Source organism: Mycobacterium sp., from assembly GCF_025933915.1.
In the GTDB taxonomy this organism is placed as follows: domain Bacteria; phylum Actinomycetota; class Actinomycetes; order Mycobacteriales; family Mycobacteriaceae; genus Mycobacterium.
The window spans coordinates 1-9,885 of the sequence record NZ_JAICZA010000161.1 but is presented as its reverse complement, the minus strand read 5'-3'; the positions used below and the strand labels follow the sequence as shown (position 1 = coordinate 9,885).

The window sequence follows — 9,885 nt, the reverse complement described above, 5'->3', positions numbered from 1 at the left end:
GTCAAGGAATCTCACGACCTGGGTGACCCGGTGCGTCAGGCGCTGATCCCGCCGCTGCAGGAGATCGTGAAAGAGCGCGGGCTGTGGGCCACCCACCTCGGCCCGCACCTGGGCGGTCCGGGGTACGGACAGGTGAAGTTGGCGCTGCTCAACGAGATTCTGGGTCGCTCGGAGTGCGCGCCGATCGTCTTCGGCTCCCAGGCCCCCGACTCCGGCAACAGCGAAATCCTGGCGCACTACGGCACACCCGAGCTCAAGGAACGTTACCTCGAGCCGCTGCTGGACAACCGCATCATTTCGTGTTTCTCGATGACCGAGCCCCAGGGCGGCGCCGACCCGAAGGTGTTTCGCACCACCGCGGTGCAAGACGGCGATCACTGGGTCATCAACGGGGAGAAGTGGTTTTCGTCGTTCGCCTCGATGGCGTCGTTCCTCATCGTGATGGCGATGACCGATCCCGAGGCGCCGCCCTATGAGCGCTACTCGATGTTCGTCATTCCCGGCGACACCCCCGGCATCAACGTGCTGCGCGATGTCGGGCTGGGTTACCAGCCAACCGGTGGTGGGCGTGAGGGTTACGTCCGCTACGAAAACGTGCGCGTGCCAGCCGATCACATGCTGGGCCCGCGCGGCGGTGCATTCGTTGTCGCGCAGACCCGCCTGGGTGGCGGGCGGATTCACCACGCGATGCGCACCGTGGGCCTGGTCCGCCGAATCTACGACATGATCTGCGAGCGGGCGGTGTCGCGCTACACCCAGGGCGAGGCGCTGGCCAACAAGCAACTCGTGCAGGAGATGGTCGCCGACTCGTGGATGGAGATCGAGGCGTTCCGGCTGCTGACCCTGCAAACCGCTTGGAAGATCGACCAATTCAACGACTACAAGGCCGTTCGGGCCGACATCTCGGCGGTGAAGGCGATGATGCAGAAGGTGCTGCACGACGTATCCTCGCGGGCGCTTCAGCTGCACGGGTCGCTGGGCACCACCCACGAGATGCCCTTCGTGCAGTACCTGGTGGAGTCGTTCGTGCTCGGGCTGGCCGACGGTCCGACCGAAGTTCACAAGGTGACGCTGGCAAAGCTGTTGCTGAAGGACCGCGAGCCCGCGCCCGACCTGTTTCCCTCCGAGCATGTGCTGCGGCTGCGCGCGGCGGCCGAGGCGAAGTTCGCCGACAGGTTGGCGGGCATCCCGCGCGGCTAAACGGCCTTGGTGGTGCCGACGTACGACAGCACCACGTCGGCGAGGTCGGTCACTCGCGTCAGCACCGCATAGGAGCGGATGAACGCCTGGCCCACGCAGCCGTCGATCTTGACGTGGAAGTTGCTGATCATGACCCAGGGATTTGCACCCTTGAACTGCTTCTTGATCACCGGCACCACGATTACGAGGCCGGGCTTGAGTCCCACGCTCATCACCCCGTTGATGGGAGTGGAAACGAACGGCAGCAGGGGCGGCAACGTACCGGTGGTGTCGAACGTCGGGGTGACGCCCGGGATGACGCCGACACCACCCTCCATGATCACACCGTTGGAGGTACTCATATCGATCCCGCAGCCGATTTGGTAGCCCACTTCCAGGACGCCATGGGGCTCTTCGGATGATCCTCTCAGCGAGGCGACGAAGATACCGCTGGATACGTATTCGCGCGACGAGATGGCGGTGGTCAATGGTGGTACCGGAACTTGCATCTCGTCTTTTGCGCCCAATCCTAGGATCCAGCCGTCGGGAGTGGTGATGGTCGAGGGAGGATTCGAGGGCACCGCTGCCCCCGCCGGGGGCGCCGCGTCGGGAGGGGCGGGGCCGACTTCTGGATCGGCACTCGTTGACGGCGCCGCAGGCAATGACATGCCGAGGCAAACGGCGACCACCAGGGCGCGACGAATGACCACGGCTATCGGCCTCACGGACGACAACGTACGCACTCGCCGTTTCGAGTAGCGAAATTTGCTGGGCGGCTGATCAAAGTTGTTGTGTATTTGTAACTCGTATGCGATCTGGACACGGCAGGTAGGATTGAAATGCGCTAACAGGCATTACTCGCCACAGACGGAGGGCGCCGATGATACTTCGCAGGTGCGCTCGCCTACTGCTCGCGGGTTCGATGATCGTCGCAGCCTTGACGGGCGGCGCAGCGGTCGCGTCTGCGGACCCCGGCATGCAACCCGACATCCCGACGATCGACGAATGGCAGATCCAGTTCCCGACCACACTGACCAACCCGATCGACGACGATGAAAACGGCCTGTTGACCAACGGGGGCGGTATCGGAATGGTTTGCGAAAATCTGACAGCCCACTGCGGCTGATCAGCTCTCCCGTTAGTTCAGCATCGATCCGGCGCGCGCCAGCAACCTCGGCAAAGTGGCTGCCATGGCTTCCAATTCCGCCCGCGGCGAACGCTTTCGGCGATTGTGCTTGACGATCAGCGACCACGTCGCCACCGACTTGAAACACGCCAACGCGGTGAACCAGGCCAAATCCGTGACCTCGCAACCCAACTCGCGCTGGTAGAGGTCGGTGAGGTCGGCGGTCGGCGGAGCCACACCCTCCGCCTCCGGAACCCGCCGGTAGGTGGCCGGGTCGCAGTTGATCAGGAACCAGCCCGCGTCGATGCGCGGATCGCCGATCGACCAGATCTCCCAATCGATGACCGCGCTGACGTGCGACCCGACGGCCAACAGGTTGCCCAGCCGGAAGTCGCCGTGCACCACGCGGGGCGCCATCGCGCCGGGTGCGCAATCCAACAGGCTGTCGCGCACCGCCGTCCAGCCGGGCGCCAGCTCGGGGTCGACGGTGCGCAACGTGTCGGACCACCGGTGAACTTCGGCGACCGGATCGACGACCGGTTCACCGCCCAGTCCGAGGCCGGTTGGTGAGAGGCGGTGCAGCGCGGCCATGGCGCGGCACGCGTTCCGGTACCGATCGGTCAAGCCCTCGAACGCCCCGCCACCGTCGAATAGCGGCTCGACACAGTCGCCGTCGATATGCGACATGACATACAGCGGGGGCGTGCCGGGTGGATTTCCCGGGTCTTCCGCCAGCACCTCCGGAACCGGAACGCTGGTCGCGGCAAGCGCTTTGAGGATGCGGGCCTGGCGCAGCACGTCACGATGCGCGACCGGTTCGACACCCGGTGGAGCGACCTTGATCACCACGCGCCGGCCAGCCAGGACGCCCGCGAACGTCAGGCTGGAGGCGCCCCCGGACAGCGCGGCGACGGCGGTGACGCCCGCGCCGGCGAGGCGGGCGCGTAGCTCGCTCAGATCAAGCTCGGCTCTGCTCATCCAGTCAGCGGGCCGGTTCTGTCCAGCCGACTTCGGCGAGGAAGGGCTGGGTGTGCGCGATGCGCCCGGTCAGGGTCTTCGGGTCGCCCGTGCACAATCGGAACGCCGTCTCGGTGATCAGCGCGATGTCTTCGGTGTCGGTCTTGGCCAAATCGAGGGTGCCGGCGCCGGGTGTGGCGACGGGATTGGACGGAGCGGCCGCGTTCACGGCGATCCCATCGTCGTACAGTTCGGCCGCAAGGCTTTTCGTCAACCGATTGAGCGCGGCTTTGGCCGTCCCGTAGATGCCGAAGCCCGCGGTCCGGTCGAACTCGGAGAAGGGCGGCCCGGGCGGCAGGTCGCCGCCCACCGAGGTGAGGTTCAGGATCCAGCCGCGTCCGCGCTCACGCATCGCGGGGATCGCCAACTGGCACAGGTGCAGCGGGCCGAGGACGTGCATCTCCATCATCAGGCGGGCACGCCGCTCGGGAAACCCGTCCAGGGGCCGCAGGAAGGTCACGGCGGCGTTGTTCACCAGGATGTCCGGTGCGCCGACGGCGCCGGCCACCTCGGCGAAAAGCCGTTCCCTGTCCTCGGATTGGGACAGATCCGCCTGGACCGCAATGGCTTTCCCGCCGGCGGCCACGATCTCGTCGCGCGTCTGGATCAGCGACCCCTGATACTTGGGATCGGGATCCATCGTGCGGGCGGTCAGCGCCACGGTGGCCCCCCGTTCGGCGAGTCGCGCGGCGATCGCCTTGCCCAGGCCCCGGCTGCCCCCGGTGACGAGAGCCACCATCCCGTCGCACCGTCCAGCGCTCATCGTCGACCTCCTCCGGAGCCGCCCAGCGTCGGAAACGGCTTCTCCGCATCAGAGAATGCCATTATCGCCGGTCGAGGGGAAGCCTCCGCCCGCGCAGCGCGTCGATCGAGTGGCTGCCCCCGCCGGTGAAGACGAGCAGCAAGAACGCGAAGCAGAACAGGATCGACAGCGCTCCGCCATTGCCCGCCGGTGGGTCGGCGACGGGCCACAGCGCCTGGGGCTGATGCATCCAGAAGTAGGCGACCGCCATTTCCCCCGAGGCGACGAACGCGACGGTACGGGTGAACAATCCGACCGCGATGAGCAGGCCCGCGACGATCTCGATCAATCCGGCATACCAGCCGGGCCAGGATCCGAACTCGACGAAAACCGGCGAGCGGACCGGCCAATCGAAAAGGCTCCTCGACCCGTACGCGGCAAAGAACAACCCGTAGACGAGGCGAAACACGCTCAACACGGCCGGGGCGTGGCGGGCCAGGCGCCGCTCGAGACCCTTCGTCACGATCGACACGTCACGGTCGCGGTCCAGTCGAGCAGGCGCCGCCACAGCCGATGCCGGCTCGACGCCATGTTGTGGCAGTGCGCGCTGTCGGCCAAAACCACGGTGGTGATGTCGGGGCTACTCCGGTACAGGCTCGCCTCGGCGCGGGGATCCGGTGACACGTCGACGACGCCGAAACCGACGAGCACCGGGACGTCGATCCGCGCCGCATGCTCGGCGACGACGCCGGGAATCATCGCCGTCCCGAACACCCGCGGCACGACCGACTTGGCGGTGACGGAGTCGGCCGCGACGACATCGGCGGGAACATCGGCAAGGTGAAACCAGCTCTGCAGGTGCTCGCGGGGGCCCTCGAAATACGGCTGCGGAAGCGCGGAAAGGATCTCCCGGGCGAGCTCGGCGCGGCCTTGCGGGGTCGCGGCACGCGCGATGAACGCCGTCTCCAGGTTCAACGGGGCGACGTGCTGATTGGTGCACCCGAGAATCGCCATGGCGGCGTAGCTGGGGAACAGCGCTTGCTGGGTGATGGCGAGGTACCCGCCCAGCGAATGCGCCACGGCCACCGTCGGCGCGTGGATGCCGATGGTGGCCGGCAGCCCGGCGACGGCGCAGGCCAGCGCGGCGCCGATGTCGGTGAAATCGAAATCACGAGCCGGTCGCGAGCTTGCGCCGGTGCCCAAGGGATCGATCGTCACGACGGCGTAGCCGTCCTCGGTGGCGAAGTCGGCGAAGCTGTAGCCGTCATGACCGGCAATGCCGAGGTCCCAGTACTCGCGGCTGTAGGTACCGCCCGGCAGGCAGACGAGCACGGCGGCCGCGGCGCCGGTGCGCGCGGGGTAATACGTCGCCGCCAAAGATGCCCGCTCGCCGACCGCGTCGCTGACGTCAAGGTTCAGCACGTGAGCGGGAAAGGCCATCGCACACAATTCCTTTCCGATCCTTTCCTTTCCGATCCTTTCCGAACCGCTGCCGCGCCAGGGTGATCAGTCTGTCAGGTCCGGCTTGCCCGCGGCTAGCGTTGTCGGGCATGTTGACCTACCTGTACCTGCTCGGCGCGATCCTCGCCGAAGTGGTGGCGACCAGCCTGCTCAAGAGCACCGAAGGTTTCTCCCGGCCGTGGCCGACCGTGGTTTGCCTGATCGGTTACGCCATCTCCTTCGCGCTGCTGGCGGTGTCGATTTCGCGCGGCATGCAGACCGACGTCGCCTACGCGCTGTGGTCGGCCATCGGCACGGCCCTCATCGTGTTGATCGCCGTGCTGTTCCTGGGTTCGTCGATATCGCTGACCAAGGTCGTCGGTGTCCTGCTGATCATCGCCGGTGTGGTCACGCTGAATGTGACCGGCGCCCACTGAGGGCAGTAGCCAGATCGACCCTACGACCCCTGACAGGCAGCGTCGATGAAATCATCAACCAGTCGGCCGACGACCACGGAACCGTGCGCCGAAATCACAAGCACCGCAAGGCCCATCGAGAAGTAAGGTTTGCCGAATGAGTACCGACAAGATCAATCGCGGCATCCTGCTCGCCATGGTGCTGATCGGCGCGATCGCCTATGGCTTGCTGTACAGCCACGCGTCCATCATCTTCAAAGTGCTCGTGCCGCTCGCCCTGCTCGTCCTGTTGGGGCTGGTCATCCGCGACGTGATCAAGGGCCGGGACTCCGGAAAGCACTAACGCCACGACGCAATGATTGAGGTAGCGTTCTCCCAGGGTTTTCGTGAGTCCGACAGCGGAGCAGGGACTGGAAAATGGGTTCAATTTTATATGGCCTTCTGACCGTCGTCAGCCTCGCACTAGCGCTGGTGTTCGTTGTCATTGCGGCCGTATTCGTAAAACGGCTGGGTGATCGCGAGACCATTCCGATCGGCGAGGAAATCGGCAGCGCCAAAACGGTCGTCGCCAAAGTGCGCAGACGCCAACCGATGTCGGAAGACGAATTCTATTATGCGAAGCGCATACTGGCGGACCGTAGCTCGTTGATGGCGTTCTGTATCCCCGGCGCTTTGTTCTCGGTCGGCTGCTTCTATGTGTTCGGCAGCCTCTACCACTTGCACGGAGCCACACCGTCCGAGCGGACATTTCTCGGGGTATTTCCCATGCTGGCCTCCCTCAACTTCACGACACAGCTGCTCCGCAGCGCACGGTTGAAGCGGCGCCTGCAGAATTCCGGGTGACGCGGGCCAGGCTTCTGGCGCGCACGGGTAGGTAGGCACTGTCCATTGGGCACATGACCGTCTACTATTTGCGTTGGCGTGAGGCCGGGAGTGGGGGCGAGAAGGCGATGTCCGGACGGGGTTCGGCGAAGGTGGTCGGGTGAGCCCTCGTCCAGTGAGCAGGACGTTCTTGGCGCGAGCCTGGATGCCGCTGGTTGCGGTGGTTGCGCTCACTTTGGGTGCGGTCGGCATGTGGAAGGTGCACCAGTTCTCCGCTCCCCCGCCGGTCATCACGGTCAACGGCCCGGCGGCCCCCGAGCAATCCACTCCCAAATACCTCACCTACGAGGTGTTCGGGTCCATCGGCGACAGCGGGATGCTCGTGTACCTGGACATCGACGGGCACCCGCACCAGGTGGATCTGACGGCGTTGCCGTGGTCGCACACGGAGACGACGACGCTCACCGTGGTGTCCGGCAGCGTCTCCGCGCAGGTTCATGGCGGTCACGTCGGCTGCCGGATGCTGGTGAATGGCATCGTTCGTGACGAACAGTCCGACACCCACGGGGATGCGCACGTCATGTGCAGGGTGAAGTCCGCATGAGCGACCCTCTCAACGAGCCCCTGCGCGAGCCCCGGCCCAAACGACCCTTCGTGCCCCGGATGGTCCGCGTCCTGGCCATACCGATCATCGCCTTCTGGGCCCTTCTCGCCATATCGACGAACACCTTCATGCCGCAGGTCGAGCGGGTCGCCGAAGAACTCGCCGGGCCGATGGTGCCGCACTACGCGCCGTCGCAGCGGGCGTTGTTGCGGATCGGCGAGGAGTTCCACGAGTCCGATTCGACCAACCTGACCATGCTCGTCCTGGAAGCCAACCGGCCGTTGGGCGACGCGGACCATCGCTACTACGACGACTTGGTGCGCCGGCTCAGGCAAGACCGGACGCACGTGCAGTACGTGATGGATCTGTGGGGGAAGCCGATCACCGCGGCGGGGGCGCAGAGCGTCGACGGCAAGGCCGCGTACGTGCTGTTGCGTCTGGCGGGCGATATCGGCCAGATGCAGGCGAACGAGTCCGTCAACGCCGTCCGGGCCATCGCCGGCAAGGTCCCGCCGCCACCCGGGCTCAAGGTCTATGTCAGCGGCGCCGCGCCGCTCGCGTCGGACACCCTGGCCATCGCGAATGCCAGCTTGAACGACATCACGATCGTGACGATCTTCCTCATCGTCGGGATGTTGCTGCTGGTGTACCGCTCGATCAGCAATCTGCTGGTGCCCTTGCTCGGAGTTCTGATCGAGATGCTGGTCGCGAAGGGGGTCATCGCAACCCTCGGGCATTTCGGGTATATCGAGCTCTCGTCGTTCGCCGTCAATATCGTTGTCGCGCTGACCCTGGGGGCGGGAACGGATTACGGCATCTTTTTGATGGGGCGCTATCACGAGGCGCGACAGGCCGGTGAAAGCAGGGAGGACGCTTTCTACATCGCGTACAAGGGTGTCACGCCCATCATCATCGGCTCGGGACTGACGATCGCGGGGGCCTGTTACTGCTTGACCTTTGCGCGGCTCAACTACTTCCACACCATGGGGCCGGCGGTCGGCATCGCCATGCTGTTCACGATCACCGCGGCGTTGACGCTCGGCCCGGCCATCTTGACCGTGGGCAGCCTGCTGGGACTCTTCGACCCGAGACGGGCGGCCAAGGCGCATCTGTATCGGCGGATCGGGGCGAGCGTGGTGCGCTGGCCGGTGCCGATCCTCGCGGCCAGCGCGACCGCCGTCGTGCTGGGGGCGGTCTTCGTGCCGACCTACCGGCAGAACTACGACGACCGCTCCTACCAACCGCACAACGCCCCCGCCAATCAGGGTTTCGCGGCGGCGGATCGGCATTTCCCGAAGAGCAAATTGTTTTCCGAGATGCTGATGATCGAGACGGATCATGACATGCGGAACTCGGCGGACTTCATCTCGTTGGACCGGGTGGCCAAGAGTCTCATTCGCCTTCCCGGCGTCGCCATGGTGCAAAGCATCACCAGGCCTTTGGGTCGGCCATTGGAGCACGCCACGCTGCCCTATTTGTTCACCACGCAGGGCAGCGGGAACGGTCAACAGCTCCCGTTCAACAAGCAGCAAAATGCCAATACGGACCAGCAGGCCCAGATCACGGAGCACACCGTCGCGGTCTTGCGGAAAGAGATCGGCTTCTTTCAAAGGATGTCGGATGAGATGCATAAGACGGTCCTCACGATGGAGGACATGCAAAAGGTCACCGATGAATTGAGGGTGGACCTGTCGAATCTCGAAGATTTCTTCCGACCGATCCGCAGCTATTTCTATTGGGAAAAGCACTGTTTCGATATTCCCGTGTGCTGGGCATTCCGATCGTTGTTCGAGGCGGTCGACGGCCTCGACAAGATGGCCGACGATATCAAGGACGCTGTGACGTCCCTCGAGGTCATCGACAAGACGTTGCCGCAAATCATCACGCAGCTGAAACTGACGGCCGACGACTCGGAGGCTCTGGCCGCTCTTTTGGTCGGCACCTACGGCCAGTCTTCCCTGCAGTCCACGCAGACCGACCAGACGTTCGACGATTTGATCAACGTGGGGCTCGACTTCGACCGGTCCCGCAGCGATGACTTCTTCTACATCCCCCGGGAAGGTTTCGACAACGAAGACGTCAAGACGGGCATGCAGCTCCTGATGTCGCCGGACGGCAAGGCGGCTCGCTTCATCATCACCCACGAGGGGGACGCCATGGGCCCCGAAGGCGTGGAACATGTCGAAAAGTTTCCCGGGGCGATCACCACGATCCTGAAAGAGACGTCGTTGGCCGGTGCGAGGGTCTATATCGGTGGCTCGGGGTCGAACGACCAGGACATCAAGGAATACGCGGCATCCGATCTGCTCATCGTGGCGATCGCCGCCTTCGTGCTGATCTTCCTGATCATGCTGTTCCTGACCCGAAGTCTGATGGCCGCCTTGGTGATTCCCGGCACGGTGGCCTTCTCGTATGCCGGGGCGTTCGGGCTTTCCATCCTGGTCTGGCAGCACCTGATCGGCCTGCCCCTGCACTGGTTGGTGTTGCCGCTGACGTTCATCATCCTGGTGGCGGTGGGTTCGGACTACAACCTCCTGTT

General features: G+C 64.7%; 12 protein-coding genes. 7 read left to right on the top strand and 5 right to left on the bottom strand.

From position 1 onward, the window contains the following. The coding region (locus Q0W90_RS20240) for an acyl-CoA dehydrogenase family protein (protein WP_297776199.1) at positions 1-1,200 on the top strand (1,200 nt) is incomplete at its 5' end. On the opposite strand, the gene Q0W90_RS20235 is transcribed toward Q0W90_RS20240, so the two are convergent. Then, positions 1,197-1,847, bottom strand: coding sequence for an MspA family porin (locus Q0W90_RS20235; RefSeq protein WP_297593946.1), 651 nt, complete (start codon positions 1,845-1,847; stop codon positions 1,197-1,199). The two genes, Q0W90_RS20240 and Q0W90_RS20235, sit on opposite strands and share 4 nt — an antisense overlap. A 269-nt stretch (positions 1,848-2,116) precedes the next feature. Here Q0W90_RS20235 and Q0W90_RS20230 point away from each other — a divergent pair, with 269 nt between their 5' ends. Beyond that, the gene (locus tag Q0W90_RS20230) at positions 2,117-2,305 is read left to right on the top strand and encodes a hypothetical protein (protein WP_297593928.1); all 189 of its coding nucleotides are present in this window, start codon (positions 2,117-2,119) and stop codon (positions 2,303-2,305) included. 12 nt (positions 2,306-2,317) lie between these two features. Here Q0W90_RS20230 and Q0W90_RS20225 read toward each other — a convergent pair whose 3' ends face one another. The 4 genes from Q0W90_RS20225 to Q0W90_RS20210 all read right to left on the bottom strand — a co-directional run bounded on the left by Q0W90_RS20225 (position 2,318) and on the right by Q0W90_RS20210 (position 5,504). Next, positions 2,318-3,283: a phosphotransferase family protein gene (locus tag Q0W90_RS20225; RefSeq protein ID WP_297698511.1), complete on the bottom strand. Its 966-nt coding sequence runs from the start codon at positions 3,281-3,283 to the stop codon at positions 2,318-2,320. A gap of 4 nt (positions 3,284-3,287) precedes the next feature. Then, complete coding sequence (locus Q0W90_RS20220) at positions 3,288-4,085, bottom strand: SDR family NAD(P)-dependent oxidoreductase (RefSeq protein WP_297698509.1); 798 nt, start codon at positions 4,083-4,085, stop codon at positions 3,288-3,290. A 61-nt stretch (positions 4,086-4,146) separates the two neighbouring features. Beyond that, on the bottom strand, positions 4,147-4,587 hold the full coding sequence (locus Q0W90_RS20215) for a DoxX family protein (protein WP_297593922.1): 441 nt from the start codon (positions 4,585-4,587) through the stop codon (positions 4,147-4,149). Next, entirely contained in the window at positions 4,584-5,504 is a 921-nt protein-coding gene (locus Q0W90_RS20210) for an alpha/beta fold hydrolase (protein WP_297593920.1), read from the bottom strand. Before Q0W90_RS20210 ends, Q0W90_RS20215 begins: the two co-directional genes overlap by 4 nt. A 113-nt stretch (positions 5,505-5,617) precedes the next feature. Between Q0W90_RS20210 and Q0W90_RS20205 the strand changes: the two genes are divergently transcribed. From Q0W90_RS20205 to Q0W90_RS20185, 5 genes are all read left to right on the top strand, one after another. Continuing rightward, positions 5,618-5,941: a multidrug efflux SMR transporter gene (locus Q0W90_RS20205; protein ID WP_297698523.1), complete on the top strand. Its 324-nt coding sequence runs from the start codon at positions 5,618-5,620 to the stop codon at positions 5,939-5,941. A 136-nt stretch (positions 5,942-6,077) separates the two neighbouring features. Continuing rightward, positions 6,078-6,263, top strand: a complete 186-nt coding sequence (locus tag Q0W90_RS20200; protein WP_297593918.1) for a hypothetical protein — start codon at positions 6,078-6,080, stop codon at positions 6,261-6,263. A 74-nt stretch (positions 6,264-6,337) separates the two neighbouring features. Beyond that, complete coding sequence (locus tag Q0W90_RS20195; RefSeq protein ID WP_297593916.1) at positions 6,338-6,763, top strand: hypothetical protein; 426 nt, start codon at positions 6,338-6,340, stop codon at positions 6,761-6,763. Between the two features lie 139 nt (positions 6,764-6,902). Continuing rightward, positions 6,903-7,346, top strand: coding sequence for an MmpS family transport accessory protein (locus Q0W90_RS20190; RefSeq protein WP_297593914.1), 444 nt, complete (start codon positions 6,903-6,905; stop codon positions 7,344-7,346). A gap of 59 nt (positions 7,347-7,405) precedes the next feature. Next, a partial coding sequence (locus tag Q0W90_RS20185; RefSeq protein ID WP_297776202.1) for an RND family transporter occupies positions 7,406-9,885 on the top strand: 2,480 nt, incomplete at its 3' end.

Bases quoted from the DNA above. Each gene is read 5' to 3' on its own strand.
- Q0W90_RS20235 (WP_297593946.1), bottom strand. From the start codon at position 1,847: ATGTCATTGCCTGCGGCGCCGTCAACGAGTGCCGATCCAGAAGTCGGC.
- Q0W90_RS20225 (WP_297698511.1), bottom strand. From the start codon at position 3,283: ATGAGCAGAGCCGAGCTTGATCTGAGCGAGCTACGCGCCCGCCTCGCC.
- Q0W90_RS20220 (WP_297698509.1), bottom strand. From the start codon at position 4,085: ATGAGCGCTGGACGGTGCGACGGGATGGTGGCTCTCGTCACCGGGGGC.
- Q0W90_RS20210 (WP_297593920.1), bottom strand. From the start codon at position 5,504: ATGGCCTTTCCCGCTCACGTGCTGAACCTTGACGTCAGCGACGCGGTC.
- Q0W90_RS20200 (WP_297593918.1), top strand. From the start codon at position 6,078: ATGAGTACCGACAAGATCAATCGCGGCATCCTGCTCGCCATGGTGCTG.
- Q0W90_RS20195 (WP_297593916.1), top strand. From the start codon at position 6,338: ATGGGTTCAATTTTATATGGCCTTCTGACCGTCGTCAGCCTCGCACTA.